This window comes from Haladaptatus ordinarius, assembly GCF_054177595.1.
This window is the reverse complement of sequence record NZ_JBPEHH010000028.1, coordinates 23,334-49,480: the sequence shown is the minus strand read 5'-3', so window position 1 is coordinate 49,480 and position 26,147 is coordinate 23,334. Positions and strand designations below refer to the sequence as shown.

General features: G+C 63.4%; 24 protein-coding genes. 10 read left to right on the top strand and 14 right to left on the bottom strand.

The features are described from left to right. Positions 1–2: 2 nt before the first annotated feature. Together purD and ACR3FF_RS12210 are read right to left on the bottom strand one after the other, a co-directional pair. Positions 3–1,298, bottom strand: coding sequence for a phosphoribosylamine--glycine ligase (gene purD, locus ACR3FF_RS12215; protein ID WP_458188315.1), 1,296 nt, complete (start codon positions 1,296–1,298; stop codon positions 3–5). Between the two features lie 105 nt (positions 1,299–1,403). Further along, a complete protein-coding gene (locus tag ACR3FF_RS12210; protein ID WP_458188314.1) occupies positions 1,404–1,832 on the bottom strand; it encodes a DUF7522 family protein in 429 nt (142 codons plus the stop codon). Between the two features lie 82 nt (positions 1,833–1,914). Between ACR3FF_RS12210 and ACR3FF_RS12205 the strand changes: the two genes are divergently transcribed. Further along, positions 1,915–4,038, top strand: coding sequence for a thioredoxin domain-containing protein (locus ACR3FF_RS12205; RefSeq protein ID WP_458188312.1), 2,124 nt, complete (start codon positions 1,915–1,917; stop codon positions 4,036–4,038). A 10-nt stretch (positions 4,039–4,048) separates the two neighbouring features. On the opposite strand, the gene ACR3FF_RS12200 is transcribed toward ACR3FF_RS12205, so the two are convergent. Next, the gene (locus ACR3FF_RS12200) at positions 4,049–4,465 is read right to left on the bottom strand and encodes a thioredoxin family protein (RefSeq protein WP_458188311.1); all 417 of its coding nucleotides are present in this window, start codon (positions 4,463–4,465) and stop codon (positions 4,049–4,051) included. Positions 4,466–4,565: 100 nt separating this feature from the next. Between ACR3FF_RS12200 and ACR3FF_RS12195 the strand changes: the two genes are divergently transcribed. Further along, positions 4,566–5,570: a PLP-dependent cysteine synthase family protein gene (locus ACR3FF_RS12195; RefSeq protein ID WP_458188310.1), complete on the top strand. Its 1,005-nt coding sequence runs from the start codon at positions 4,566–4,568 to the stop codon at positions 5,568–5,570. 113 nt (positions 5,571–5,683) lie between these two features. Here the strand turns inward: ACR3FF_RS12195 and ACR3FF_RS12190 are convergent, their stop codons facing one another. The 6 genes from ACR3FF_RS12190 to ACR3FF_RS12165 all read right to left on the bottom strand — a co-directional run bounded on the left by ACR3FF_RS12190 (position 5,684) and on the right by ACR3FF_RS12165 (position 11,486). Continuing rightward, complete coding sequence (locus tag ACR3FF_RS12190; protein WP_458188309.1) at positions 5,684–6,643, bottom strand: hypothetical protein; 960 nt, start codon at positions 6,641–6,643, stop codon at positions 5,684–5,686. 304 nt (positions 6,644–6,947) lie between these two features. Then, positions 6,948–7,412 carry a DUF5804 family protein gene (locus tag ACR3FF_RS12185; protein ID WP_458188308.1) on the bottom strand — a complete coding sequence of 155 codons (465 nt, stop codon included), beginning with the start codon at positions 7,410–7,412 and terminating at the stop codon, positions 6,948–6,950. Between the two features lie 61 nt (positions 7,413–7,473). Beyond that, positions 7,474–8,643 (bottom strand): tRNA sulfurtransferase, encoded by a 1,170-nt coding sequence (locus tag ACR3FF_RS12180; RefSeq protein WP_458188306.1) that lies wholly within the window; start codon positions 8,641–8,643, stop codon positions 7,474–7,476. A 53-nt stretch (positions 8,644–8,696) separates the two neighbouring features. Beyond that, positions 8,697–9,896 (bottom strand): methionine adenosyltransferase, encoded by a 1,200-nt coding sequence (locus ACR3FF_RS12175; protein ID WP_458188305.1) that lies wholly within the window; start codon positions 9,894–9,896, stop codon positions 8,697–8,699. A 59-nt stretch (positions 9,897–9,955) separates the two neighbouring features. Then, positions 9,956–10,501 (bottom strand): class IV adenylate cyclase, encoded by a 546-nt coding sequence (gene cyaB, locus ACR3FF_RS12170; protein WP_458188304.1) that lies wholly within the window; start codon positions 10,499–10,501, stop codon positions 9,956–9,958. 52 nt (positions 10,502–10,553) lie between these two features. Next, positions 10,554–11,486 (bottom strand): complex I NDUFA9 subunit family protein, encoded by a 933-nt coding sequence (locus ACR3FF_RS12165; protein WP_458188303.1) that lies wholly within the window; start codon positions 11,484–11,486, stop codon positions 10,554–10,556. Positions 11,487–11,923: 437 nt separating this feature from the next. On the opposite strand from ACR3FF_RS12165, the gene ACR3FF_RS12160 reads away from it, so the two are divergent. From ACR3FF_RS12160 to ACR3FF_RS12140, 5 genes are all read left to right on the top strand, one after another. Beyond that, the gene (locus tag ACR3FF_RS12160; RefSeq protein ID WP_458188300.1) at positions 11,924–13,348 is read left to right on the top strand and encodes an NAD(P)H-hydrate dehydratase; all 1,425 of its coding nucleotides are present in this window, start codon (positions 11,924–11,926) and stop codon (positions 13,346–13,348) included. Then, entirely contained in the window at positions 13,341–13,823 is a 483-nt protein-coding gene (gene moaC, locus ACR3FF_RS12155) for a cyclic pyranopterin monophosphate synthase MoaC (protein ID WP_458188299.1), read from the top strand. Before ACR3FF_RS12160 ends, moaC begins: the two co-directional genes overlap by 8 nt. A 42-nt stretch (positions 13,824–13,865) precedes the next feature. Beyond that, positions 13,866–14,801, top strand: coding sequence for a winged helix-turn-helix domain-containing protein (locus ACR3FF_RS12150; protein WP_458188297.1), 936 nt, complete (start codon positions 13,866–13,868; stop codon positions 14,799–14,801). A gap of 176 nt (positions 14,802–14,977) precedes the next feature. Continuing rightward, entirely contained in the window at positions 14,978–15,913 is a 936-nt protein-coding gene (locus ACR3FF_RS12145) for an ABC transporter ATP-binding protein (RefSeq protein WP_458188296.1), read from the top strand. Continuing rightward, on the top strand, positions 15,910–16,737 hold the full coding sequence (locus ACR3FF_RS12140) for an ABC transporter permease (RefSeq protein WP_458188295.1): 828 nt from the start codon (positions 15,910–15,912) through the stop codon (positions 16,735–16,737). The genes ACR3FF_RS12145 and ACR3FF_RS12140 overlap by 4 nt, the downstream gene beginning before the upstream one ends. 2 nt (positions 16,738–16,739) lie before the next feature. Here the strand turns inward: ACR3FF_RS12140 and ACR3FF_RS12135 are convergent, their stop codons facing one another. Beyond that, the gene (locus tag ACR3FF_RS12135; protein ID WP_458188293.1) at positions 16,740–17,114 is read right to left on the bottom strand and encodes a winged helix-turn-helix transcriptional regulator; all 375 of its coding nucleotides are present in this window, start codon (positions 17,112–17,114) and stop codon (positions 16,740–16,742) included. A 252-nt stretch (positions 17,115–17,366) separates the two neighbouring features. On the opposite strand from ACR3FF_RS12135, the gene thrS reads away from it, so the two are divergent. After that, a complete protein-coding gene (gene thrS / locus ACR3FF_RS12130) occupies positions 17,367–19,304 on the top strand; it encodes a threonine--tRNA ligase (protein ID WP_458188292.1) in 1,938 nt (645 codons plus the stop codon). Between the two features lie 7 nt (positions 19,305–19,311). On the opposite strand, the gene ACR3FF_RS12125 is transcribed toward thrS, so the two are convergent. Beyond that, on the bottom strand, positions 19,312–20,463 hold the full coding sequence (locus ACR3FF_RS12125; protein WP_458188291.1) for a PrnB family protein: 1,152 nt from the start codon (positions 20,461–20,463) through the stop codon (positions 19,312–19,314). 174 nt (positions 20,464–20,637) lie between these two features. Next, a complete protein-coding gene (locus ACR3FF_RS12120) occupies positions 20,638–21,564 on the bottom strand; it encodes an alpha/beta hydrolase (protein ID WP_458188290.1) in 927 nt (308 codons plus the stop codon). A 158-nt stretch (positions 21,565–21,722) separates the two neighbouring features. Here ACR3FF_RS12120 and kynU point away from each other — a divergent pair, with 158 nt between their 5' ends. Both kynU and ACR3FF_RS12110 read left to right on the top strand, forming a co-directional pair. After that, positions 21,723–23,009, top strand: a complete 1,287-nt coding sequence (gene kynU, locus ACR3FF_RS12115; protein ID WP_458188288.1) for a kynureninase — start codon at positions 21,723–21,725, stop codon at positions 23,007–23,009. Between the two features lie 68 nt (positions 23,010–23,077). Further along, positions 23,078–24,061: a BtrH N-terminal domain-containing protein gene (locus ACR3FF_RS12110; protein WP_458188286.1), complete on the top strand. Its 984-nt coding sequence runs from the start codon at positions 23,078–23,080 to the stop codon at positions 24,059–24,061. On the opposite strand, the gene trpB is transcribed toward ACR3FF_RS12110, so the two are convergent. Both trpB and ACR3FF_RS12100 read right to left on the bottom strand, forming a co-directional pair. Then, positions 24,058–25,230, bottom strand: coding sequence for a tryptophan synthase subunit beta (trpB, locus tag ACR3FF_RS12105; RefSeq protein WP_458188285.1), 1,173 nt, complete (start codon positions 25,228–25,230; stop codon positions 24,058–24,060). The two genes, ACR3FF_RS12110 and trpB, sit on opposite strands and share 4 nt — an antisense overlap. Positions 25,231–25,310: 80 nt before the next feature. Beyond that, positions 25,311–26,084 carry an enoyl-CoA hydratase/isomerase family protein gene (locus ACR3FF_RS12100; protein ID WP_458188284.1) on the bottom strand — a complete coding sequence of 258 codons (774 nt, stop codon included), beginning with the start codon at positions 26,082–26,084 and terminating at the stop codon, positions 25,311–25,313. Between the last annotated feature and the right edge of the window lie 63 nt (positions 26,085–26,147).

The following is a 26,147-nucleotide window of genomic DNA, read 5'->3' as shown; positions in this document are numbered from 1 at the left end:
CGTTATGCGTCCTCACGGAGCGTTTTCACGTGGTCGATGCGTCGCCGGATGAGGTCGTCGGTGCCGATGTCGTGTCGCACGTGCAGACCCTCCTCACCTGCGGCGGAGAGGGCGTCCTCTGCGATCTCTTCGGCTTCCGCGATGGAGTCGCCGAGTCCGACAACGGCGAACGAGCGAGAGGTCGTCGTGTAGATGCCGTCTTCGCGCTCGTCCACACTGGCGTAAAAGAGGATGGCGTCACCAGCGCTCTCCTCGTCGATCTGTACTCTCGCACCCGATTCAGGGTCGGTCGGATAGCCCGCAGGCACGGCGTACTTACACACCGTCGCCTTCGGTGCAAACGAGAGCTTCGGCAGGTCGTCGCCGTCGCGTGCGGCGACCAGCACGTCGAGGAAGTCGGTCGTGAGCACCGGCAAGGTGTTCATCGCCTCGGGGTCGCCGAAGCGGGCGTTGAACTCCACCACTTTCACACCGTCGGCGGTGAGCATGAACTGCCCGTAGAGCACGCCTCGGTAGTCGTCCAGCGCACCGACGGTCGCTTTCAGCACGTCCACCGCTTCGTGGTAGTCGTCTTCGGTCATGAAGGGCAGTGCGAGACTCGCGTCGCTGTAGCTTCCCATCCCGCCCGTGTTCGGACCCTCGTCACCCTCGTAGGCGCGCTTGTGGTCCTGGATGGCCGGCGTGACTCGCAGTTGGCCGTTCGCCACGAGCGCCTGCACGGTGAACTCCTCGCCGACGAGTCGCTCTTCGAGGACGACGCGGTCGTAGTCGCTGTCGCGGAGGTACGCTTTCGCCTCTTCGGCGGTCACCTGGTCGCCGATGACTTTCACACCCTTGCCGCCGGTCAGTCCAGCGGGCTTCACCGCGAGGTCACCGTCGTACTCGTCGATGTACTCGCAGGCGGCTTCGACGTCGTCGAACGTCTCGAAGTCCGGACAGCCGGGAATGTCGTGTTCCATCATGAACCGTCGCTGAAAGGCTTTGTCCGTCTCGATGTGGGCTTGCGCCTCGTGTGGCCCGAAGGCGTAGACTCCGGCGTCGTCTAGCGCGTCGGCGACACCCGCCGCCAGTGGCCCCTCGGGACCGACGACGGCGAGCGTCGCTCCGACCTCGTTCGCGTAGGACGTGACGGCCTTCTCGTTCGTCGTGTCGAGGGATTCGAATCCATCGGCGAGTCGCGCGATTCCAGGATTCCGATTCCCTGCACAGGCGTAGAGGGCAACGTCACTGTCGGCCAGCGCGCGGGCGATGGCGTGCTCACGACCGCCGCCGCCGACCAGCAGTACGGTTTCGCTCATGGTGTCAGAATGTGGTCACAGGTGTGTAAATGTTTCCGTTGGCTCTCGCGTATGTATGCATACTCGTGAATACCTCCCACGTCGTCGGCGACCCTCGTGGTGGGTTCATCCTGCTGGGTCGTGGTTTTCTAGCATCTTCCTGACAGACACCGCGACCTCCTCGAAGTCCGCGATGCTGTAGCTATCGCTCGTCAGCAAGACACCGTGGCCGTCGACGATGACCCGACTGACGAACCCGTCAGAGAACGCCCGGAGGGTGAGTTCGTAGTCGCCGATGGCCGGTTCCGCATCCCGGTCCGCGAGTCGTCGGTACGTCTCGCTCGTGTCGAATCCGAGTCGTTCGTTCTCCACGAATACTGCTTTCAACTTTCGTGCTCGTTCCTCGTCGCCCCCGTAGAGGTCGCTCCGGAGGTAGAGCAGGTCGAACTCGTCCGGCGTGAAGTAGATGACGCTCCGGAGCGTGTCCCCGATTCCCGTCCGACAGGTCGTGGCGATTTCGTCCGCGAACTGGTCGGAAATGCCTGTTTCGCTCATTGGCACGTGAGATACGATTCCATCCCACATGAGTCGTGTGGTAGCGCGGGTCTTTAGGTGACTCGGCGGCCAACGCTCTGCCATGAGCGACCCGACGCGGCGAAACCGACTCGACGAGGAGGAGAGTCCGTATCTCCGCCAACACGCCGACAACCCGGTTCACTGGCAGCCATGGGACGAGACGGCGCTGGAAGCGGCACGAGAACGCGACGTCCCCATCTTCCTCTCCATCGGCTACTCGGCCTGCCACTGGTGTCACGTGATGGAAGAAGAGAGCTTCGAGGACGAGACGGTAGCAGAGATGCTCAACGAGAACTTCGTCCCCATCAAGGTCGACCGCGAGGAACGACCGGACGTCGATTCCATCTACATGAGCATCTGCCAGCAGGTGACGGGCGGCGGTGGGTGGCCCCTCTCGGCGTGGCTGACGCCGGAGGGAAAACCGTTCTACGTCGGCACGTACTTCCCGAAACACCGTCAGCAGGGGCGTCCCGGTTTCGTCGACCTGCTCGAGAACATCGCCAACTCGTGGCAGAGCGACCGCGAGGAGATGGAAAACCGCGCCGAACAGTGGACGAACGCCATCGAAGGCGAACTCGAATCGACGCCCGAAGCGGGAGACGCCCCCGACGCGAAACTGCTCCACTCGGCGGCCTCACAGACGGTCCGGAGCGCGGACCGCGAGTACGGCGGGTTCGGACGCGGCGGGCCGAAGTTCCCCCAACCCGCGCGAATCGACCTGCTCTTGCGCGCCTACGACCGAACCGGCACGAAGCAGTTCCGCGACGTGGCCGTCGAGACGCTCGACGCGATGGCGAACGGCGGTATGTACGACCACGTCGGCGGTGGCTTCCATCGCTACGCGACCGACCGAGGGTGGACGGTGCCCCACTTCGAGAAAATGCTCTACGACAACGCCGAACTGCCGCGCGTGTATCTCGCGGGGTATCAGGTCACTGGGAACGACCGCTACGCCGAGGTCGTTCGCGACACCTTCGAGTTCCTCGAACGCGAGATGCGACACCCCGAGGGCGGGTTCTACAGCACGCTCGACGCCCGGAGCGAGGGTGAGGACGGCACGGACGAAGAAGGCGCATTCTACGTCTGGACGCCCGACGAGATTCACGACGCAGTCGACGACGACACCGCCGCAGACCTCTTCTGTGACCGCTTCGGCATCACCCAGTCCGGCAACTTCGAAGGGAAGACGGTGCTCACCCGAACGACGGCCATTCCCGAACTGGCCGAGCAGTACGACCACTCGGAAGACGAGGTGGCGGAACTGCTCGAAGACGCCCGCGAACAGGTGTTCGACGCGAGAGAAGAGCGCGAACGGCCCCTCCGCGACGAGAAAGTGCTGGCGGGGTGGAACGGCTTGCTCATCTCCGCACTCGCGGAGGGTGGACTCGTCCTCGACGACCACTACACCGACCTCGCCGAGTCCGCACTCGATTTCGTCCGCGAACGGCTCTGGGACCCAGAAGAGGGGCGACTTTCGCGTCGGTTCAAGGACGACGACATCGCTATCGACGGCTATCTCGAAGACTACGCCTTCCTCGCGCGTGGCGCGTTCGACCTGTATCAGACGACGGGCGACCCCGACCACCTGGGCTTCGCGCTCTCGCTCGCGCGAGCCATCGAGCGCGAATTCTGGGACGACGAACGCGGAACGCTCTATTTCACACCCGAGAGCGGCGAGCGACTGGTCGCCCGCCCGCAGGAACTCGCCGACCAGTCCACGCCGTCGAGTCTCGGCGTCGCAACCGACGTTCTCCTCGTGCTCTCTGAGTTCGCGCCACACGACCGATCGGGCGACATCGCGGAATCCGTACTCGAAACCCACTCCCGAACCGTCGAGTCGAACCCGGTGCAGTACGCGACGCTGGCGCTCGCGGCAGACCGCCACGCCACCGGGTCGCTCGAACTGACCGTCGCCGCCGACGAACTCCCCGAAGCGTGGCGCGACCGGCTCGCCGAGACGTATCTTCCCACTCGGATTCTAACCCGCCGACCGCCGACCGAGGACGGAGTGGCCGACTGGTGTGCGACCCTCGGACTGGACGAGACACCGCCCATCTGGGCCGGTCGAACGGCAGAGGACGAACCGACGCTGTACGTCTGCCGGTCGTTCACGTGTTCGCCGCCCGTGACGGACATCGACGCCGGGTTGGAGTGGGCCGACGACCTGCAGCCGAACGAGAGGTGAAAAAGAGTCCCTACGCGAGCGTGTCGCTTTCGAGCAGTCCTTTGGCGACGTACTCCGCAGCGGGTAGTTCTTCGCTCTCTTCGAACCGGAGGATTTCCTCGTCGCCGTGTTCGGTGATGTCGTCCGAGGCAGTCCGATTGTCCGTCGCGCTTCGCTCGACGACGATGGTCGGGATGAGCGTCACGTCGTACTCGTCGGTCAGTTCGCCCTTCTTCTCGCCGTCGACTTCGTAGACGTGTATCTCGTCTTCGGGGACGCCTGCGGCGTCGAGCGCGGCGAAGAAGTCTGGGAGGACTGCCCGGCAGTCGCCACACCAGTCTGCCCCCCAGACGCGATAGGTGACCTCGCCGACGCTCGCTTCGATGGCACTCACCGTCTCACTGTGTGCGCTCGCGTCCCACGTCGGATTCGGTTCGGACGTTTCCATGGGCGAACATAGAACTGGACGCAAATAAACGACTCTGCTTTCCGGCACCTCCTGCCGCAGTCCATCAGGGGTTTAGGTGTGGACGACCTACTGGCGAACCATGAAATCGTCCATCCTCGACACCGTGGGGTCACCGCTCGTCCACGTTCGCTCGCCCGAGGGTGCGACCGTCGCGGCGAAACTCGAATCGTTCAACCCCGGCGGATCCGCGAAAGACCGCCCGGCGCTGGCGATGATCGAGGCCGCAGAACAGGCGGGCGAACTCGAACCCGGCGACCGCATCGTAGAGCCGACGAGTGGGAACACCGGTATCGGACTGGCGGTGGTGTGTGCAGCCCGCGGGTACGACCTCACCATCGTCATGCCCGCGTCGAAATCGCCGGAACGGAGGCAGTTGCTGAAAGCGTACGGCGCGGACGTCGAACTCGTCGACGGCAACATGCAATCCGCCAGAGCGCGGGCCGACGAACTTACCGAGTCGGGGGAGGCGATACAACTCGGACAGTTCGAGAACCCGGCCAACGCCGACGCACACTACCGAACCACCGCAGAAGAGATAATCGAAGACGTCGAGGGGCGGGAAATCGACGCCTTCGTCGCCGGCGTTGGGACCGGCGGGACCATCACTGGAACTGCCACACGCCTGTTGGAAGCGTACCCCGACATGGAAGTCGTCGCGGTCGAACCCGAGCGAAACGCCGTTCTCTCGACCGGCGAACCCGGCGAGGACGAGTTCCAGGGGATGGGGCCGGGATTCGTGAGCGACCTCCTCGATACGGACCTCATCGACTCGGTCGAGACGGTCGCGCTGGAAGACGCCGAAGCCGAGGCCCGGCGACTCGCCCGCGAAGAAGGAATCCTCGTCGGCCAGTCGAGCGGTGCGGCGAGTATCGCGGCCTATCGCGTCGCGGAGCGACTCGCTCGCCCGGAACTGAACTGCCCGGAGATGCCCGACGAGTGGAGCGAGGCGAGAGAAGACGACTTCGACCCACAGCACGCCACCTCCGACGGCGGCATCGAACAGGGCTACGACGACTGCCCACTTGTCGTCACCGTCTTCCCCGACAGCGGTGAACGCTACCTCTCGACGGGGATGTTCGATTGAAGTCCGAAAAACTTCATCGAAGATAAATTACGTCGAAAATAATCGTTCGGGAGATCGACCGCGCGCCTGGATTCGCGAAGGGTAGGGGTACTCCGTTCGTTCGACCGCGTGCACTACGCGTCGTTCGAGTCGTTTTCAGGACATCTGACTTTGAACCAGCAGATGTGATCACAACTGTTGCCGATTGTCGCGCAGCACTTGCCGGTCTCTTCGTCGTACTCAGCCGTGACCGGTTCCTGCGGTTCACACTTCTTTCTACACTTGCTCGATTTGCCGTGCTTCTTCTTTTTCTTCTTCTTCTTCTTGCCGTGGCGTTTCGGCCGGGTCGCATACTCGACCACGAACGGGAAGTCGGCACAAATCTTCACCTTATTGCGGTCACCCTCGACCCAGAGTCCGTCCGAGTCGCCCGAGACGGGAACCCACTCGCAGTGTTTGAACTTGTACTTGACGTGGATGTCCGGACACACCGGCTTTTTCTTGCACGGCCCATCTATTGCCTCCACTTCTTCATCGAACAGCGTCTCTCCATCGTACTCGATGAGGACGTGCGTCGGGTTCCGGTCGCCGGGCAGGTCGACGCGTGCGACCCCGTCGGCGCCCACCGTTGCTTCGTAGGTCTTCTCGCCGTCCTCGAAGGTCACCGTCACGGTGAGGGTCTCCCCTTCGGGAATGTTGGAGGTCTCGATGATGATGCATTTGCATCTAACGGTGACCTTATCCACTTTCGGTTCCCCGTTGCCGTTGTCCGGGCAGCGGTAGAACGTCGCGTTGCTGATTTCCCCGTAGAGGTTCGGGTCGTCCGTCGGGTTCTCGTCAGGGAGGCAAATCGTCGAAGTCGAGCTGTCGATGCCCGCGCCGTAACACCCGTTGGCCGCTTTGAGCGTGGCGTAGTTGGCTCCTTCCGGAATCGAATCCGGTTCGTAACAGAACCCGGAGAGCCCTTCGTCGAGCCGGAGCACTTCCGGGTCGTCGCAGGGGAGGCATTCGATACACTGTTGTTCTTGTGACCCAGGCGAGAATTCGCCACAGAACTCGGCGGTGACTTCCTCTTCTTGCGCGAGCGAGGACATGGAGACTCCGCCAAAGCCGGCGGCGGCTACACCACCTGCGGTAAGTCCTTTCAGGTAGTTCCTTCGATTGACACTACTGCTGCTGCCTTTGTTTCCGTCTGACATCGGTTTGGCTAAGGACAGAGTATGCATTTGTTATGAGGTGTCTGACCGTCAATAAACGACGCTTGTCGGCCGACAAGGAGGTGTTACGAAGGAAATCCGGTCGACTATCACAGGAGTTTCCGTTTGAGTTTCGATTCAAGCAATCGTCCCGATACCGAATGACGCACCCGGTATCGACCCAACCACGACCGAGAGCCGCTTACGACCGAAACTCGTCTTCAGTCACGCGCACGACCAGCGTCTCGTCCACGTCGCGCAGGTCGTACTCCGGGACGCCGTCGACGGTGCGAGCGACGTACATCGGTTCAACGAGTGTCTTCCCGAACTCTTCGTCTACCATCCCGTACACTTTGAGCAGCGGGTCGGTCTCGACAGGTTCGACGCCGCCGTCGCGCACGCGAGCAGCGAGCGTGCGCGAGAGCCACTCCTCGTCGCTCACGCTCGGTTCGAGGACGAGGGCTTCGTCCACGAAGCGAACGAGATACCAGTTCAGGTCGTTCAACAGTGAGGTGGCCGCGCCGACGCTGATGGTCTCCAGTTCGAGGCAGTTCTGGTACGGTTCGCGGAGCTGATACGTGGCGAGGGCGTCGCGCGCCGTCTCCCGAGACAACAACTCGGCGCGCAAGTCCGCTTCCTCCGAACCGACGAGCAGGACGCGAGTCACTGTTTTTTCGGTCGAAGCGACGAACTAAATCGATTACGACTCCAGAATACGTACGAACCCATCAGAGGTCGATGAGTTCGACGTTCTCGGCGGTTTCTTTCGCCAGGTCGAACAGGCCGTCCGGTTCGGCGTTCCGGGCGATTTCGTGGGTCGCGTTCGTCTCGGGGTAATCTGGCGCGATGCGGTTACATCCCGCCGGAATCGTGGAGTCGGTGAAGGTGTCTATCTTCCGGGCGCGGGCGACGATGTCGCTTTTGTCCGTCGTGAGCAGCGGACGGTGGACGGGCATCGTCGTCGCCGCGCTCGTCACGCCGAGGTTCCGGGCGGTCTGGCTGGATTTCTGACCGATGGCCTCCCCCGTGACGATGCCGTGTGCCAACTCGTCGTGGGCGACGTGCTCTGCGACGCGGTACATGAACCGGCGGAAAGAGAGCATCCGCGCCGGACCGACCTCCTTAGCGAGGAGAGCCATCACGTCGCCCGCGGGGACTTTTCTGACCCGCATATCGTGGTCGGGGGCGTACTTCGCGAGCTTTCGAACCGTCTCGACCGCTCGCGCTTCGTGGTCCGGCCCACCGAAATCGCCGAGGTCGAGGTAGACGGGGACGACCGGACTGCCGCGTTTCATCACTTCCCACGTCGCCACGGGCGAGTCGATGCCACCGCTGACCAGCGAGACGAGTTTCGTCTGGGTACCCAGCGGGAGCCCCCCCGGCCCGGCGCGCTTTTCGAGGAAGACGAAGGCGTCCGACTCGCGCACTTCGACGGAGAACGTGACGTCGGGGTCGTCTAAGTCTACCTCGGGGTCGTCGACCGCTTCCGAGACGGCAGTGCCCCCCTCGCGTTCGAGGTCTTCGCTGGTGAACGGGTGGTCTTTCGAGGCACGCCGGGCACGAACGGCGAAGGTCCCCTCGTCGTAATGTTCGCGGGCGGCCTCGGCCAGCGTCTCCTCGATGATGGCCTGTTCGGGCGAGACGACCACAGCGGGGCTCGCCGACTGGACGCCGAACGTGTCCGCCGCCGCGTCGGTCGCCGCTTCGACGGCGTCCTCGCTCGTGTGGACGAACAGACGCGACCACTGGCGTTCGACCTCGGCGTCGATTTCGCGGTCGGCGAGAATCGCCGCGAGGTTGTCCCGAAGCCGTCGCTCCATCTCCGTCTGCACTTTCCCACTTTTCACGCCGACGTCGCCGTGGCGGACCAGGACGGTGTCGGCTCCCGACGGGTGCATATCGGGCCTAGCAGTGGCTATAATAAACGAGTGTCGAACTGAGAGAGACCGAGTTAGAACGTCCTCACGTCGCCCTCGATGGCGCGTTTCGTGATGTTCGTGACGTTCGCCAACTCTTCGTCGACGATGGCGACGATGTCGTCTTCGATGTCGGCGAGCGAGACATCGTCTTCCGGAACGACCTGTGCGTCTGCAACGTGCGGTTCGTCAATGGGGCGACCGATCTGCGAGAGCAGTCGAACTCGCATGTCGCGGATGCCGTCCACCTCCGCGACCACGGTTTCTGCGATTTCGGTGCTGAGGAGGTTGTAAATCTTCCCGATGTGGTTGACGGGGTTCTTCCCGCTCGTCGCTTCCATGCTCATCGAGCGGTTCGGCGTGATGAGACCGTTCGCACGGTTACCGCGGCCGACGGAGCCGTCGTCGCCCATCTCGGCGCTCGTCCCGGTCGTCGTGAGGTAGATGCTCTCTTCGTCGTCCGCGGTGTTGACGTGGACATTCACCTCGCGGTTCGTGTACTCCTCGGCGACGGTTCGAACGAACGAACGCACGTTCTCGACCATCGCGTCGTACTCCTCGCGGTCGGCGATGTACTTGTCGACCATCGCGGCGGCGACAGTCACGTCGATGGTGTCTCGTTCGCGCTTGCCCATTATCTTCACGTCCTGGCCGAGCGCGCGGTGGTCGGCGGCGAACTCGCCGTTGAGTCGCTGCTCTGCGTTAAGGACGATTTGCTCGGTTTCCGAGAGTGGAGCGTGGCCGACGCCGAAACTGGTGTCGTTCGCCATCGGTACCGTCGCGCCCACCTCGGAGAACACGTCCTGGAGGTCGCCGCTCCCCTCGCCGAGTTTCACGTCGACGATGACGTCTGTCCCGACGTCGAGTTCCGGGATGTTCTCGTTCAGGTAGTCGCGGGCCGCCCGCAACGCGATGGTGTCGGTCGGAATCGTGGTGCCCTCGTACTCTTTGGTCGCACGGCCCACGATGAGGATGTAGATAGGTTCGACCAGTTCACCGCCGCCGAACCGCGGATTCGCGCTTCCCGCGACGAGTTGCGTCTCGTCCGTATTGTAGTGGAGGACCTGTCCAACGCGGTCTAAGTACGCCTGCGAGAGCGCGCTGGAGACGTTTTCGGCGATACCGTCACAGATAGAGTCGGGGTGGCCGATTCCTTTTCGCTCGACGATTTCGATATCCTGGTCTTCGACCGCCCGTCGGTCGATAGGTTCCACCTGAATGTTCCGCTCGGTCATTACTTCGCGTTCACAGTCGCAGATTCTATAACTTGCGGAAACGGTTTGGCGTGGTAGAATTACTCACGCTCATTACGGAGTAGGAGGCCGAGATACGAGGTCCGAATCTGGTCGTCCGGGTCGAGACCGACGTCATGGAGCACGTCGTAGGCCCCTTCGCGTGCCGATTCGACGTCACGTTCCTTTGCTTCGACTTCGACCTCCACGAACTCGCCGAGTCCCGCTACTGCGTCGAGGACGACGAGGTACTCGTCGAGTTGGTACCGTTCGCGCTCCTTTTGGACGGTCGCCGCCGCCTCGAACCCCAGCGCCGACAACAGTGCATCGACCGTGTCGCCGTCACCGACGACGGTTTCGTGTTCCTTGCGCGTCTTCGACTCCGTCTCGACGAGCGGTCCTTTGTAGGTCACCCGCTCTACCATTCCTTCCTCGTCCGACTCCCGTCGAACACGGAGTGCTTCGTCCGTCTCGCCGAAATCGCGGTGTGGCGCGTCGTAGTAGAAATCTTCCTGCGTGACCGTCCCGAGGTAGCGTGCGCCGAGTTCCTCCAGGCGCTCCCGGACCGCCTCGTGGTCGGCGCGCACTTTCACTTCGACCTCGTACATACTCCTTCTGAGGGTCACCAGACTCAAAAGGACTCCGTGTCCCGAACCGAACTCAGGCGGTGTTCAGCGTCGCCCCACCGGTTTCGGCCGCTCTCGTCTGCTCGTTCTCGATGCCGAGGTAGTCCGCGAGCGTTCGCAGGTCGTCTATGTCGCGGTCGAACGCTCGAACGTCGTTCTCGGAGACGGTGTTGTCGAACTGCAGCGACCAATACTGGTCCGGACCCATCGGAACGAACGGAATCGGACCAGCGAGGGTCAACCCGATTCGCGCAAGTGCCATGGGAATCGGGAGCACGACGACCGACTTCCCCTCGGCCTGATAGGCCAGTTTCGTCACGTCCGCGAGAGTGAGGACTTTGGGGCCACCGATTTCGACCGTTTTTCCGACGTGCGATTCGTCTTCCACGCAGTCGGCCAGTATTGGTGCAATGTCGCCGACCCAGATAGGTTGGAAGCGCGTTTTGCCGCCGCCCGGCAGGCCCGTCACGTAGGGCGTGGTCAGCGTCTTCGTGAACGAGACGAACTCGCCACCGTCACCGAACACGACGGACGGCCTGACGATTACCCGGTCGAGAGCAGAATCCCGGACGACTTTCTCTGCGTTTCCTTTCGCTCGGATGTAGGCCGTCGGACCATCGGGGTCCGCACCGAGGGCGCTCATCTGGACGAGTTTCGGAACGTCGTGTTCTTCGCAGGCCTGGACGACGTTTTCGGTACCGCCGAGGTGGACCTCCTCGTGGCTCGCGCCCGAGGGTTGAAACAGCGGCGAGAGCGCGACGAGGTTGACGACCGCGTCCTGACCGGCGAACTCGTCCGCCATCGATTCGTAGTCGGTCACGTCGCCCGCGACCGTCTCGACGCCAGCGGGGAGAGCGGCGTCGTCCGGCGTGCGCGCGAGCACGGTCACGTCGTGCCCGCGTGCGTGAAGTTCTTCGGTGAGGGCGGTTCCGACGAAACCACTGCCGCCGACGATGAGTACTCGCATACCAGTCGGTTGGGTCGGAGAGGGCTTTACGTCACCTCGTGGCGGGGACGACAGGGGTTGTCGTCGCCCGTTTCGTCGCAGTTCTCGAAACGACGGGTCCCAACACGACAGGAAGCCCCGGCGCGTGCGCCAGCGGGCCCGAGGACGCGGCGTCCGAGGGCCCGACTGGCTATCACGCGAGGAACGAGCACTGGAGCGAACGAACGTGAGCAGCGCGCAGTCGGTTGGGGCGGGTGTGGCTCGCGGTGGTTGCTGTTGCAGTCCGTGAGACGTTCCGCGACCACTCCGCGACGCTCTTACCACAATCGAGTTCGCCAAAATGGTGTCGAGAAACCCTCGATTCGAGGGGTGTGAACCCTCTCGGTCCCCTCGAATCGCATCGCGTTCGAACGCGTCTATCCACAACGTTAACCCCGAATGCACCCGAACCCCCGGGTATGATTACCGCAGACCGGATGGCCGCGGTAGACGAGAACGCCGAGGCACTCGGCGTGCCGCGCAAGCAGTTGATGGAGTCTAGCGGCAACGCTATCGCCCGCGAGGTGCGCGACGTCGCCCCGCCGGATGCGCGAGTGGTCGTCGTGGCGGGGCGCGGGAACAACGGCGGAGACGCCTTCGTCGCCGCCCGGTTTCTGGACGACTACGAGGTGTCCGTGCTCTTGCTCGGTCGAGCCGAAGCCATCGGCACCGACATCGCCCGCGAGAACTGGGACGCGCTTCAGAACGCCGAGTACGACACGACGGAAGTGACCGACTCTCGTACGTTCGATTTGCCCGACTGCGATGTCGTCGTGGACGCCATGCTCGGCACCGGCGTGACCGGCGCGCTTCGAGAGCCTGAAGCGACCGCCACGAAACGAATCAACGAATCCGACGCGACGGTGCTCGCAGTGGACGTTCCTTCGGGCGTGAACGCCGACACGGGAGAAGCGTCCGGGACGGCGGTCGAAGCAGACCGCGTCGTCACCTTCCATGATACGAAACCCGGCCTCACCGACCTCGACTGTGTAGTATCGGTCGCGGACATCGGTATCCCGACCGCCGCAGAGCGATTCGTCGGGCCGGGCGACCTCCGAGGGGTTCGCGGCGACGTCGGCGGTCGCGTATTCGTCATCGGCGGTGGTCCGTACACGGGTGCACCCGCGCTCGCGGCGCAGTCGGCCCTGCGCGCGGGGGCGGACCTCTCGTTCGTCGCCGCACCCGACACCGTCGCGGGGGAGATTCAGGGGTACGCCGAAGACCTCATCGTCCAGCCCTACGAGGGCGACCGACTCACACCCGAACAGGTCGACGGCCACGTCGAGACGGCCGAGAACTACGACGACACGGTCGTCCTCGGGCCGGGACTGGGCAACGCAGACGAGACCATCGAGGCGGCTACCGAGTTCCTCGAATCGTTCACGGGCCGGGCCGTGGTGGACGCCGACGCGCTCCCCGCGATACCCGACCTCGACACCGACGCGACGCTGGTCTGCACGCCGAACCGGAAAGAACTCGCCGAGATGGGTGGTCCGGAGGCCGACGACCTGCGCGAGGTGACCGACGACATCGAAGCCCTCGCCGCCGACCTCGGTCACGTCGTGCTGGCGAAAGGCGCGACCGACGTGATTTCGGACGGCGAGCGCACGCGCATCGTCCGGACGGGCAACACCGGGATGAAAGTCGGCGGGACGGGCGACGTGCTCGCCGGAATCGTCGCGGGCCTGTTCGGAACCGCGGACGCCTTCGACGCCGCCTGCGTCGGGTCGTACGTCAACGGACGGGCGGGCGACCTGCTGTACGACGAACACGGGGAAGGTCTCCTCGCTTCCGACTTACTCGAAACCGTCCCGACGGCCATCTGGGGTGATTTCGATGGCTGACTCCGACGAGTTGACCCACACCGACGACGAGGGGGAGGTACAGATGGTCGACGTGGGCGACAAGCCCGACACGGCCCGCCGAGCGGTCGCCGAGGGAGAGATTCACCTCCGGCCGTCGACCGTCGAGGCCATCCGCGCAGACGATCTGCAGAAGGGTGACGTGCTGGCGACGGCCCGGGTCGGTGCGGTACAGGCGGTCAAACACACGTGGGAGACCATCCCGATGTGCCACCAGATACCCATCACGAACGTCGAGACCGACTTCGACGTGCGCGACGACCACGTCCTGCTCTCGGTGGCGGTGGAGACGACCGGGAAGACGGGCTGTGAGATGGAAGCGCTGGAGGGCGTGACGACCGGGTTGAACGTCGTCTGGGACATGGTGAAGGCCGCCGAGAAGGACGACGACGGGCAGTATCCCGACACCGCGATTCGAAACGTCAGTGTCGTGACGAAGGAAAAGCGGTCGGTGTGAATCGGCAAGGGTCTTGATGGTTCGTCTACTACCAGCGAACCGATGACCAACCGTCCTGACGACCCGCCGAGCCGGGAACGGTCGTCTCCCGAGGAGGCGTTTTCGATACTCGGAAACGAGATCCGGGTCGATATCCTCCGGGTGCTCGTCGAACACGCACAGTCCGATTCCGGAGCCGGTCCCGCAGACGGCCTGTCCTTTTCGGAGCTCTACGACCGCGTCGACGCGTCGAACTCCTCACAGTTCTCCTACCACCTGCAGAAACTCACCGGGACGTTCGTCCGAGAGACGGAGACCGGGTACAAACTCACGTACGCCGGAGACAAGATCGCACGGACGATTCGGGCAGGCACGTACCACGAACGACCCGAGTTCGAACCGGTCGAACTCGACGGGGTGTGTCTGGACTGTCACGCGACGACGCTCCGAGCGACGTACGAAGAGGAGATGCTCGTGGTTCGATGTGCGGAGTGTGAACTCCGGTTGCTGTCGTTTCTCCTGTCCCCGGCGCAGGTCAAAAATCGAACGCCCAGAGAGATTATGCAGAGCGCGGACCGGTACGTGCGTGACGAGTATTCGATGGCGCTGGATGGGGTTTGTGCCGACTGTCTCGGTCGGATGACGAGCGAAATCCAGCCCGGTCGAGAACCGGTGACCGACGTCTTCGTCAGCGTCCACACGTGCGAACAGTGTGGTTTCAGACTCACCTCCCCCATCGAACGGGCGCTCGTCTATCACCCCGCCGTCGTCACGTTCTACTGGAACCACGGAACGGACATCAGAAACGAATCGTTCTGGAAACTGTTCGAGTACATCCGCTCCGACCGGTGGCAGACGGAGTGTGTTTCCACCGACCCCTACGAGTTTCGGGTGACGTTGACCGTCGGCGAGGACGAACTGGCGGTCGAACTGGACGAGACCCTGTCGGTCACGTCGGCGCGCGCCACCAAGACGCACGTCTCTGACGCCGAACGATGATGACAGATAATATGCAAAAATATCGTTGACCCCATCGGCTATCTTTCCAGTACGAACGATGTGAAACGGTCCTACGGATAAAGCCAGTACGAAGAATTTTTAGTTGGATTATTGTTAGACAGCCAACAAATCGAAACAGGTATCCCCTGAACTGGACACCGTTCCAACGTGAATCTATGACTGCAATTCGAACAACTAATCTCACGAAGCGGTTCGGCGACGTGGTCGCCGTCTCCGACCTCGACCTCGAGGTCGAGGAAGGCGAGGTCTTCGGCTTCCTCGGCCCGAACGGGTCGGGCAAATCCACCACCATCAACATGCTCTTAGACTACGTCCGGCCCACCACCGGCAGTGCCACCGTGCTCGGCTACGACGCCCAGACCGAGACGCAGGCCATCCATCGGCGCATCGGCATCCTCCCCGATGCGTTCGACCTCTACGACCGTCTCTCCGGGCAAAAACACGTCCAGTTCGCCATCGACTCCAAGCAGACCGACGACACCGTCGCGGACATCCTAGCACGCGTCGGCCTCTCGGCCGAGGACGCCGCGCGTCCGGCGGGCGATTACTCGAAGGGGATGCGCCAGCGGCTCACGCTCGGGATGGCGCTCGTCGGTGACCCCGACCTGCTCATCCTAGACGAACCCTCCTCGGGACTCGACCCGAATGGCGTGCGCGAGATGCGCGAAATCATCCGCGCCGAGGCCGCACGCGGCACCGCCGTCTTCTTCTCCAGCCACATTCTCAGCCAGGTCGAGGCGGTCTGCGACCGCGTCGCCATCATGAATCGCGGCGAACTCGTCACCGTCGACACCATCGCCGGGTTGCGCGAGGCCACCGACGCCGGGGCCACCATGGAACTGGTCGTGGATACGGTCCCGGACGTCTCGTTCGGCGATATCGAGAGCGTGACGGGGACGACGATAGACGGCAGTCGCATCTCGGTGACGTACACCGAATCGAGCGCGAAAGCCAAGGTCATCAATCGGGTCGAGGAGGCCGGTTCCACCGTCACCGACATCACCACCAAAGAGTCCTCGCTCGAAGACCTCTTTACCACCTACACCTCCGACGCCGGCGACCAGCGGCTCGAATCGGAGGTGTCGTCGTGAGTTCCCTCGTCGTCGCCCGGAAGGACTTCGAGGACGCAGTCCGGTCGAAGATGCTCTGGGGTATCACCGTCCTGTTCGTCCTCTTCACGGGAGGGACGGTGTTCGCGCTCGACGGTATCATGGAACTGAACGAGATGTCGGCACTCCAGATACTCACCCTACCAGCGGGGCTGATAATCCCCATCACGTCACTCGTGGCCGCCTATCTCTCCATCGCTGGCGAGCGCGAGTCGGGGAGCATCAAACTCCTCCTCGGATTGCCACACACCAGAGCGGACGTAGTGGTCGGCAAACTGCTCGGACGGACTGCCGTCGTCTCCGTCGCTATCGGTGCCGCGTTCGTCGTCACCGCGGGCGTTCTCGCCGCGTTGTACGGCGGCGTCTCGGTGGGTGACTACCTCCTCTTGCTCCTCCTGACCGCCTTCTTCGGCGCGACGTTCGTCGGCATCGCCGTCGGCATCTCTGCGGCGACGGCGACGCGAGGACGGGCGATGGGCGTCGCCGTCGGCGTGTTCGTCGCGTTCCAGATCCTCTGGGATTACGTTCCGATGGGCGTCTACTACCTCGCCGAGGGAACCATCCCGAGTGCCGGGCCGCTTCCGGCGTGGTACTACCTCGTTCTGACGTTGAATCCCAAAAATGCGTACACGATGGCGTCGGGTCTCTTCTTACCGGAGACGCCCGCCGCATCGTTCGCCGACCGAGTCGTCGGAGAGGTTCCGTTCTACCTCGAAGATTGGTTCGGGCTGGTCGTCCTGGTCGCCTGGTTCGCCGTCCCCGTGGTGCTTGGCTACCTGCGATTCGATCGCGTCGACCTCAGCTGAGACTACGCAATCGCCGAATCTTTGTCCTTCGCCGGGGTGAGATACTCCATCCCCCAGTCGCGCATCGCGAAGATGACCGGTTCGAGCGACTCACCGTTCGGAGTCAGCGAGTACTCGACGCGCACCGGTTTCTCGTTCACGATTTCGCGGTTGACGAGCCGTTTGTTCTCCAGGTCCTCCAGACTGTCCGAGAGCACCTTGCTGGAGATGCCGTCTACCTCCTCTTTGAGCGCGTTGAACCCGAGCGGGCCGTTTTCGAGCAACCGGTGGACGATGACCGGATGCCACTTCTTCCCGACCAGTCGCGCCGTCGCAGTGATGGGACACCACTCTTCGCCCTCACACCACAGTTCGAGGGGCCGCACCTGTTCGCTCATAGCGGTGGATAATCGCCGGTCGTACAAAAAGTAACCTATAATCATCGAATTACGTTTCGTAACCCAGACCGGTCGCCGGTGTCGGCGATTGTCACCGACCACGAATGAGGGGATTTATATGGCTCGGGGGGATAGAACCGCACGAGTATGACGGTAGGTGTTCGCTTTACAGGCCGGTCGGAAAACGAGTAATCGAGACCCTACCGCCGATGCTGTCACTCAGATTCCGGCAGTGGGACACGTGATGTATTCATGTCTAAGAACGAAGACCAACAGATAGTGGTAACGCTTCCAGACGGCTCCGAGTTGACGGTCGCCGAAGGCGCGACGGTCGAGGACGTCGCGTACGAAATCGGCCCAGGGCTCGGCCGCGACACGGTCGCTGGCGTGGTCGACGGCGACCTCGTGGACAAGGCGACGCCCCTCACCGAAGACCGCGAACTCGTCATCGTCACCGACCAGAGCGACGAGTATCTCGACGTCCTCCGACACTCCGCGTCGCACGTGTTCGCACAGGCCCTCCAGCGACGCCACCCCGAAGCGAAACTCGCAATCGGCCCGTGGACCGACGAGGGATTCTACTACGACATCTCCGGCGTCGAACTCGACAGCGACGACCTCGCCGAGATCGAAGACGAAGCGCACGCCATCATCGAAGAGGACCTCGACATCGAGCGCGTGGAGAAATCGCGCGAGGAGGCGTTCGAACTGTACGAGGATAATCCCTACAAGCAGGACGTCCTCGACACCGAGGCGGCGGGCGAAGACCCGATTTCGTTCTACGAACAGGGCGAGTTCGTCGACCTCTGTAAGGGGCCGCACGTCGAATCGACCGGCGAAATCGGCGGGTTCACGATTCTCGAAACGTCGGCGGCCTACTGGCGTGGCGACGAAAAAAACGAGTCGCTGACCCGCGTCTACGGAACCGCGTTCCCCACCGAAGACGAACTCGACCAGTATCTCGAACGACGCGAGCAGGCCGAAGAGCGCGACCACCGCAAACTCGGTCGTGAACTCGACCTCTTCTCTATCGACGAGACAACCGGGCCCGGTCTGCCGCTGTATCACCCCAACGGGAAGACTATCCTGCGGGAACTTTCGGATTTCGCGGGGGAACTCAACCGCGATGCGGGATACGACGAAGTCGAGACCCCCCATCTCTTTCGCACCGAACTGTGGAAGAAGTCGGGCCACTACGACAACTACGTCGACGACATGTTCCTGCTCGAGGTCAACGACGAAGAGTACGGCCTCAAGCCGATGAACTGTCCCGGCCACGCGACCATCTTCGACCAGGACACGTGGAGTTACCGCGACCTCCCGGTTCGCTACTTCGAGAACGGCAAGGTCTACCGCAAAGAACAGCGCGGCGAACTCTCCGGTCTCTCGCGCGTCTGGTCGTTCACCATCGACGACGGCCACCTGTTCGTCCGCCCCGACCAGATAGAAGCCGAGATTCGACAGGTGATGGACCTCATCTTCGAGGTCATCGAGACGTTCGACCTGGACGTGGAAGTCGCGCTCGCGACCCGCCCCGAGAAATCGGTCGGCAGCGACGAACTGTGGGAACAGGCCGAATCGCAACTGCGAGCGGTGCTCGAATCCTCGTCGATGGACTACTCCATTGAGGCGGGCGATGGGGCGTTCTACGGGCCGAAAATCGACTTCGGCTTCGAGGACGCCCTCGGCCGCGTCTGGGACGGACCGACGGTGCAACTCGATTTCAATATGCCCGAACGGTTCGACCTCGAATACGTCACCGAGGAGAACGAGCGCGAGCGCCCGGTCATGATACACCGCGCACTCTACGGAAGCTACGAACGCTTCTTCATGGTGCTCATCGAGCACTTCGACGGGAAGTTCCCGTTCTGGCTCTCGCCCGAACAGGTTCGCATCCTCCCCGTCAGCGACGACAACCTGGGCTACGCCTACCGGGTGGCGAACGAACTCGACGACTTCCGCGTCGAAGTCGAGGACCGCTCGTGGACGGTCGGACGGAAGATTCAACAGGCCCACGACGACCGCGTCCCCTACATGATAATCGTCGGTGACCAGGAGGAAGCGGACGGCACCATCTCGGTTCGTGACCGAAAGGAACGCGAACGGAAGGACGTGGACCTCGGCACGTTCCGTGACCACGTCGCCGAGGAGTACGAACAGAAACGAGTCGAACTCGAGTTCATCGAGTAAGACTGTCCTACGCGGGCAGTCGTTTCTCCCGCGTGTCCTCGGTAAACGACCCGAGGTAGCGACTGTGCGGTGTCCCACCGGTCCCTTTTCGCTCGCCGAGCGGTTTGGTGAGATAGGTCTCGACGACGTCGACGTGGTGTTCGCGGAACGTTATCATCCGGTCGATACACTCGTTGTAAGCCTCGCGAAGACCGTCGTCGGCGTTCGCGACGTACTCGTGGAGGTCGGGGCCCGCCTCGGCGGCCTCGACGAACGCTCGGTGGGCCCGGGGCATGTCCCCCCGCAGCGTGTGGAGGTGGTCGACGAGGGGGTTGTCACCGTGGTCGATGCCCAGGACGGCGTCGAGCGCCGGAAAGAGACTGGACTGGGCACCGGACGCCCCCCGGAACGACTGTGGGCCATCGAGTTCCGGCACGCCCTCGTACTCCACACCGCTGAGCGAGCGAAGGTACGGTCTAAACGCCCGCCCGTAGGTCTCGGGGTCGTTGTGCTCGGGCATCCTGTCCAGCGCGGTCGTGATGTCGTGCAACGAGTCCTCGATAGTGCGAAGGGCGCGTAACACGCGGGTCGAATCGTCTTCCACGACGCCCTGTTGGGCCTCGCCGATTGCGGCTATCGCTGGCCCCGCCGCGCTTTCGATGGCGACGTGAATCGCGATGAACCAGCGTTCGTCCCCCGGCGCGAAGAAGTTCGTGATGGTTCGAACGTTGTGCGGCGTCATCGGCCGGCCGGGGTCCTCGCGCACCCAGTTGTGCAACACGTACGCGTCGTAGGAGAGAACCGGCGTACACCCGAGTCTGCTCGTCGATTCGTAGAGTGGGACAGCGATACCGGTAGGGATGCTGTCGGCAACCGGCGTGTCGTCCTGGTGGACGTACGCGTTCGCGAGGAAACCGGTGACGCTGTAGACGCGGACGAGTTCGCGGTCGGTCAACTCGTCGAACAGTGCCCTGTCAGGCGTTTCGAGGGCTTCGACTGCCGGGCGAAGTTCGCCTCGCTCCAGTAGGTCGGGGAGCGCGTGGCCCAACTCGTCGAGTCGTCGGAGGTGCGAAGGGGCGTCCGTCCCGAACGCCGAGAGTGGTTCGGTATCTGGTAGAAATCCGTGGTCGGGACTGATATCGAACCGCTCGTGGTCGAGTGTGTCGACGCGTTCGGTCATACGTGATTTCCCGTCCACGTCACACATATTAAAATATGAAGCTTACGCTCGTTGTCAACTCTGGCAGTTAGATTCCGAATGTGTACAATCGGACACAGAGATACTCACTGTTCGACGAATCACGTCACCGGATTCGACCGAACCAGTGGCGTGTGACGATTGATCCGACGCGCCTCACCAGATGCTCGCGGCGACCTCGTTCATCGCCTCGTCTGCGGCGGTCACGTCGTCGGTCAGACTGAGGAATCCGTGCGCCATCGACGGATAGTGATGGTGTTCGACGGCGATGCCCGCGTCCGTCAACCGTTCGGCGTAGGCGACTCCCTCGTCGCGCAGGGGGTCGAACCCGGCGGTGACCACCGTCGCCGGAGCGACGCCCGAGAGGTCGTCGCTCCGCAGTGGCGAGGCGAACGGATTGTAGCCGTCGACCGAACTGCGAAGGTAGTGGTTCCAGAACCACTCCATGTCGGCCCGCGTCAGAAGCGGTCCGTCTGCGTTCTCGCGGTAGGAGTCCGTGTCGAGCGACCGGTTCGTGATGGGGTACAAGAGCACTTGTCGCGTGACCTCGGGGCCGTCTTCCTCGCGGGCACGGAGGGCGGTGCAGGCGGCGAGATTACCCCCGGCACTGGTCCCGCCGACGGCCACCCGCCCGTCGCCGCCGAGGACGTCGTCGTTCCGGGCGACCCACTCGAGCGCGGCAGTCGCATCGTCGATGGCCGCCGGGAACGGGTGTTCGGGCGCGAGTCGGTAGTCCACCGAGACGACGAGACACGCCGCACGCGCGGCGAGTTCGCGACAGATGTTCTCCACCGAGTCGAGGGTGCCGAGCACCCACCCGCCGCCGTGATAGTAGACGAGCGTCGGCAGTGGACCGTCGGCCGGCGGGCGGTAGACGCGAACGAATATCTCGCTCTCGGGACCCTCGAACGCGAGGTCGCGGACGGACGCCATCTCCGGGCCACCGCCCGTCGTGAACAGTTCGTCTTCGACGTGGCGGCTACTTTCGACCGACAGTTCGTGCCACTCCGGAATCCCCATCGACTCGATTTCCTCGACGACCGCCGCGAGTTCGGGGTCGAGTTCGTCGGCGCGCTCTGACATGCGTTGGATGAATCGGCACGCCGTCTTGGTTGTTCCGGTGGTTCTCCCGGGGTTTTCGGCCGACGAACGGGTGCCGTGGTCGCTCGCACCGTCGGTTTCGAATCGTCTATCGGACGATTCTCCGAAAAACTCTCCCTGACGGAGATAGCAGGGGTACCATGGACGACGAGTTCGAACTCGGGCGCGAGTACGCCCAGCGACGCGACGATGCGGCCATCGTAGACCTTCGGGACCGATTTTACCTCTCCGACGACATCTACCTCGACGGCAACTCACTCGGTCCGCTCTCGACGGACGCCGAACGGAGCCTCGAACACGTCGTCGACGAGTGGCGCGAACTCGGAATCCGCGGTTGGACCGACGGCGACCCGCCGTGGTTCCACTACGGCGAGCGTCTCGGCGAGCGCCTCGCGCCGATGGTCGGCGCGCACGAGGACGAAGTCGTGGTGGCCAACTCCACGACCGTCAACATCCACACGCTCGTCGGCACCTTCCTCGACCGGTGTGCGCGCGAAGGGCGCGGACAGAGCGTCGTCGTGAACGAACTCGATTTCCCGACCGACCACTACGCGATTCGAGCACAGCTTCGCACGCGCGGCCTCGACCCCGACGAGCACCTGGTCGTCGTCGAGTCGCGCGACGGGCGCACCGTCCGTGAGGAGGACATCGCGGCGGCGCTCGACGCGAACGACGAGGTCGGCATCGTCTTCATGCCCTCGGTCTTCTATCGTTCCGGCCAACTCCTCGACGTCGAGCGCGTCACCGACCTCGCCCACGACCACGACGCCTACGCGGGATTCGACCTCGCACACTCCGTGGGAGTGGTTCCACACTCGCTGGCCGAACACGACGTCGATTTCGCCGTGTGGTGTCACTACAAGTACCTGAACGCGGGGCCGGGTGCCGTCGCGGGACTGTACGTCGACAGCGACTACCACGGCGAGATTCCCGCGCTCGCGGGGTGGTGGGGTCACGAGAAGGAGACGCAGTTCGAGATGCGGATGACCTACACACCGGCACGGTCGGCCGGAGCGTGGCAAACCGGCACGATTCCCGTGTTGAGCGCCGCACCGCTCGCAGGCGTGTTCGATATTCTCGACGAGGTCGGTATCGAGACCCTGCGCGAACGGTCGGTCGAACTCACCGAGTATCTCGTGTCTCTCGTGGACGAACGCCTGCCGGAGTGCGACGTGGGCACGCCGCGCGACCCCCCTCGGCGAGGCGGCCACGTCGCCGTCGAACATCCGGAAGCCTACCGCATCACGGAGGCACTCAAAGCGCGCGGCGTCGTCGGCGACTTCCGCCCGCCGAACGTCGTTCGCGTGTGTCCGTCACCACTCTACGTCGGCTTCGAAGACGTGTGGGACGCCGTCGAACACCTGCGCGAGATTATAGACGAACGAGAGTACGAGCAGTTCGAAGCCCGCGGTGGCGGCGTGACCTGACGAGGGCGATCGCCCGACGAACGCCGGCAGGCGATATTACTATACGACGGTACGGCAGTCGATTGAACATGCAACTCTCCGAGTACACGCACACCCCTGGCGCGCACTGTGGGTCGGCGTCGCTTCGAAATCTCGCAGACTACTACGAGTGGGGACTGAACGAGTCGTTCTGTTTCGGAGTCGGGTCGGGACTCGGGTTCGGCTACTACGACCGTGGCCCGGCGAGTCGGCTGATAATGGGACGGAACGGGCAACTCGAAACCGGATTCTTCGAGACGCTCGGCATCGAGTATCGGGAGGAAAGCGGGCAGGACTGGGAAACGGCGTGGAACGACGTGCGAGGCCACGTCGCCGACGGCGACCCGGTCGTCCTGTTCGTCGACCTGTTCTACCTCGATTACTTCGATACCAGCACGCACTTCGGTCCCCACACGCTCGTCTGCGTCGGAATCGACGGCGAGGACGTTCTCCTCTCGGACAGCGAGTTCGAGTCGATACAGCGACTGCCGGCGTCGAGTCTGCGAGACGCGTGGGATTCGGAGTACGGGTTCGGTCCACTCGATAACCGGTGGCTCGTGGTGCGCGACGCCACCGTCAAGCGAGACCGCACGACAGCGAGCAGTGACGCCATCGAACGAGCGGCGTCGCTGCTTTTGGAACCGGAGAACGGCCCCTGGCGAACGCAGGGTATCGACGGCATCCGACGGTTCGCAGACGACCTCCCGACGTGGACGGAGTTGGAAGATACGAGTTGGTGTGCCCGATTCGCGTACCAGAACATCGAACGACGCGGCACCGGTGGCGGTGCGTTCCGGCGATTGTACGCCGACTTCCTCGACCAGGCCGCACCGGACCTCGGTCTCGACGACGACCTCCCGGCCAGCCTCCACGAGGTGGCCGACGACTGGACGCGCCTGAGCGAGACGCTGAAAGACGCGAGCGAGTCGGACGGAAAAGAGCAGGCACGGCTTCTCGCCGACGCCGGGACGCAGGCGGCGACGCTCGCCGACCGCGAGGAGGAGATTTTCACGCGACTTCGCGATTCGCTCTAGCTCGACTGGAGATACTCGTTCGCGATCTTGTCGACGTCCTTGTCACCCCGGCCGCTGAGGTTCACGACGATGACGTCGTCGGGGTCGCTGTCGGCCGCGAGTTTCTTCGCCAGGGCGATACCGTGGCTCGACTCCAGCGCCGGGACGATTCCTTCGAGACGACAGAGGTCCTGGAACGCCTCGAGTGCCTCGTCGTCGACGATGGCCTGGTACTCACAGCGACCGACCTCGCGGAACATCGCGTGCTCGGGGCCGACGCCGGGATAATCCAGCCCCGCCGCGATGGAGTGGACCTCCACGTCGTCGTCGATGGTTCGCGTCCGCATCCCGTGGATGACGTCCTCTTTCCCACGGGCGAGCGGGGCCGCGTGGCGCTTCGAATCGTCGCCCTCGCCACCGCCCTCCGCGCCGTAGAACGCGACGTCGTCGTCTCGGAAGGCGTGGAACAGTCCCATCGCGTTCGACCCACCGCCGACACATGCGACCGCAGCGTCGGGGAGGCGTCCTTCCTTTTCGAGAATCTGTTCGCGGGCTTCCTTGCCGATGACCGACTGGAAGTCCCGCACCATCCTCGGAAACGGGTCGGGACCGACGACCGACCCGACGAGGTAGTGGGTGTCCTCGACGTTCTCGATGAGGTCTTCGAGGGCGACGTCGACCGCGTCGGCCAGCCCCTGTCCGCCCTGTGTCACTTCGACGACCTCCGCACCCATCAGCTCCATGCGGAAGGCGTTCATCTTCTGCCGTTCGAGGTCCTTTTTCCCCTGATAGATGACCGTATCGAGACCCAGGAGCGCGCCGACGATGGATGTGGCCGTCCCGTGCTGGCCCGCTCCCGTTTCGGCAATGAGGCGTTCTTTCCCAGCGTGTTTCGCCATGAGTCCCTGGCCGAGGCAGTTGTTGAGTTTGTGCGCGCCGCCGTGGAGCAGGTCTTCGCGTTTCAGGTAGATGGTCGCACCGTACTCCTCGGACAGTCGGTCGGCGCGATACAGGGGCGTCGGCCGCCCGGCGAAATCCCGCTGGAGTCGTTGGAGTTCGGCCTGGAAATCGTCGTCGTCCTTGACGCTGTCGTAAGCGTCGGCTAACTGTTGAAGCGCGTCGTCCAATTCCTCCGGGACGTACCGACCGCCGTACGACCCGAACTCGTGTTGCTGGCCTTCGTCTGGCATGGAAACACGTACCACACGATTGATAATAAACATATGGTGCGGTCAACTTACTTGAAGACGCGTCGTACACCCGTCGTCAGTCACTCCGGCCACTCGGGGTCGCGGCGTTCGAGTCGCGCATCGACGCCCTCACGATAATCGGGGTCGGCACGCGCCGCCTCCAGCGAGATGGCTTCCAGATGTGATTTCGCCGCCGTCGGCGACATCTCCGTGCTCGCGTAGAGACCGCGCTTGAGCTTCTTCAGCACCCGCGGACTCTTGGCTTTCAGCGCGTCGAGCACCGATTCGACCGTCTCGTCGAGTTCCTCGGCGGGGACGCTTCTGGCCACGAGTCCGATGTCGTCGGCCCGCTCCCCGGATATCGCCTCGCCGGTCATCAGCAAGTCCATCGTCGTCGGGAGGCCGACCCGACCCACCAGTTCCGGCGGCGAGAAGTGGTTGACGATGCCGAGCGCCGACTCCGGTTGGCCGATCTGGGCGTCGTTCGCGGCGATGGAGACGTCGGCGTGCAAGAGGAGGTCGAAGCCGCCGCCGTAGGTGTGGCCGTCTATCTTCGCCACCGTCGGCTGTGGCATCGTCCGCATCTCCGTGAACAGGTCGTCCCATGTCTCGGTGAACGGTTCGAGGGCGTACTCGCGCTCTTTGACCTCCTGTAAGTCGCCACCGGCACAGAACGCATCACCCGCGCTCTCGAAGAGGACGACTCGCACGTCGGTTCGGTCGCGATAGTCACGGAGTCGGTCGGTGATGGCCAGCTTCGTCGCCATGTCGACCGCGTTCAGCTTCTCCTCGCGTCGAATCTCGATTCGGGCGACACCGTCCACGACGCCGAACTCGGCGTTGACTTCGGTCATGGCAGGAGTATCTATCCCGGGTTCGAAAAAAGATACCTCCGAGAACGGACTCGATGGCAGTGG

Excerpts from the sequence above, each read along its gene's own strand:
- purD (WP_458188315.1), bottom strand. The coding sequence starts at position 1,298 with ATGAGCGAAACCGTACTGCTGGTCGGCGGCGGCGGTCGTGAGCACGCC.
- ACR3FF_RS12210 (WP_458188314.1), bottom strand. The coding sequence starts at position 1,832 with ATGAGCGAAACAGGCATTTCCGACCAGTTCGCGGACGAAATCGCCACG.
- ACR3FF_RS12205 (WP_458188312.1), top strand. The coding sequence starts at position 1,915 with ATGAGCGACCCGACGCGGCGAAACCGACTCGACGAGGAGGAGAGTCCG.
- ACR3FF_RS12200 (WP_458188311.1), bottom strand. The coding sequence starts at position 4,465 with ATGGAAACGTCCGAACCGAATCCGACGTGGGACGCGAGCGCACACAGT.
- ACR3FF_RS12195 (WP_458188310.1), top strand. The coding sequence starts at position 4,566 with ATGAAATCGTCCATCCTCGACACCGTGGGGTCACCGCTCGTCCACGTT.
- ACR3FF_RS12190 (WP_458188309.1), bottom strand. The coding sequence starts at position 6,643 with ATGTCCTCGCTCGCGCAAGAAGAGGAAGTCACCGCCGAGTTCTGTGGC.
- ACR3FF_RS12180 (WP_458188306.1), bottom strand. The coding sequence starts at position 8,643 with ATGCACCCGTCGGGAGCCGACACCGTCCTGGTCCGCCACGGCGACGTC.
- ACR3FF_RS12175 (WP_458188305.1), bottom strand. The coding sequence starts at position 9,896 with ATGACCGAGCGGAACATTCAGGTGGAACCTATCGACCGACGGGCGGTC.
- cyaB (WP_458188304.1), bottom strand. The coding sequence starts at position 10,501 with ATGTACGAGGTCGAAGTGAAAGTGCGCGCCGACCACGAGGCGGTCCGG.
- ACR3FF_RS12165 (WP_458188303.1), bottom strand. The coding sequence starts at position 11,486 with ATGCGAGTACTCATCGTCGGCGGCAGTGGTTTCGTCGGAACCGCCCTC.
- ACR3FF_RS12160 (WP_458188300.1), top strand. The coding sequence starts at position 11,924 with ATGATTACCGCAGACCGGATGGCCGCGGTAGACGAGAACGCCGAGGCA.
- moaC (WP_458188299.1), top strand. The coding sequence starts at position 13,341 with ATGGCTGACTCCGACGAGTTGACCCACACCGACGACGAGGGGGAGGTA.
- ACR3FF_RS12150 (WP_458188297.1), top strand. The coding sequence starts at position 13,866 with ATGACCAACCGTCCTGACGACCCGCCGAGCCGGGAACGGTCGTCTCCC.
- ACR3FF_RS12145 (WP_458188296.1), top strand. The coding sequence starts at position 14,978 with ATGACTGCAATTCGAACAACTAATCTCACGAAGCGGTTCGGCGACGTG.
- ACR3FF_RS12135 (WP_458188293.1), bottom strand. The coding sequence starts at position 17,114 with ATGAGCGAACAGGTGCGGCCCCTCGAACTGTGGTGTGAGGGCGAAGAG.
- thrS (WP_458188292.1), top strand. The coding sequence starts at position 17,367 with ATGTCTAAGAACGAAGACCAACAGATAGTGGTAACGCTTCCAGACGGC.
- ACR3FF_RS12125 (WP_458188291.1), bottom strand. The coding sequence starts at position 20,463 with ATGACCGAACGCGTCGACACACTCGACCACGAGCGGTTCGATATCAGT.
- ACR3FF_RS12120 (WP_458188290.1), bottom strand. The coding sequence starts at position 21,564 with ATGTCAGAGCGCGCCGACGAACTCGACCCCGAACTCGCGGCGGTCGTC.
- kynU (WP_458188288.1), top strand. The coding sequence starts at position 21,723 with ATGGACGACGAGTTCGAACTCGGGCGCGAGTACGCCCAGCGACGCGAC.
- ACR3FF_RS12110 (WP_458188286.1), top strand. The coding sequence starts at position 23,078 with ATGCAACTCTCCGAGTACACGCACACCCCTGGCGCGCACTGTGGGTCG.
- trpB (WP_458188285.1), bottom strand. The coding sequence starts at position 25,230 with ATGCCAGACGAAGGCCAGCAACACGAGTTCGGGTCGTACGGCGGTCGG.
- ACR3FF_RS12100 (WP_458188284.1), bottom strand. The coding sequence starts at position 26,084 with ATGACCGAAGTCAACGCCGAGTTCGGCGTCGTGGACGGTGTCGCCCGA.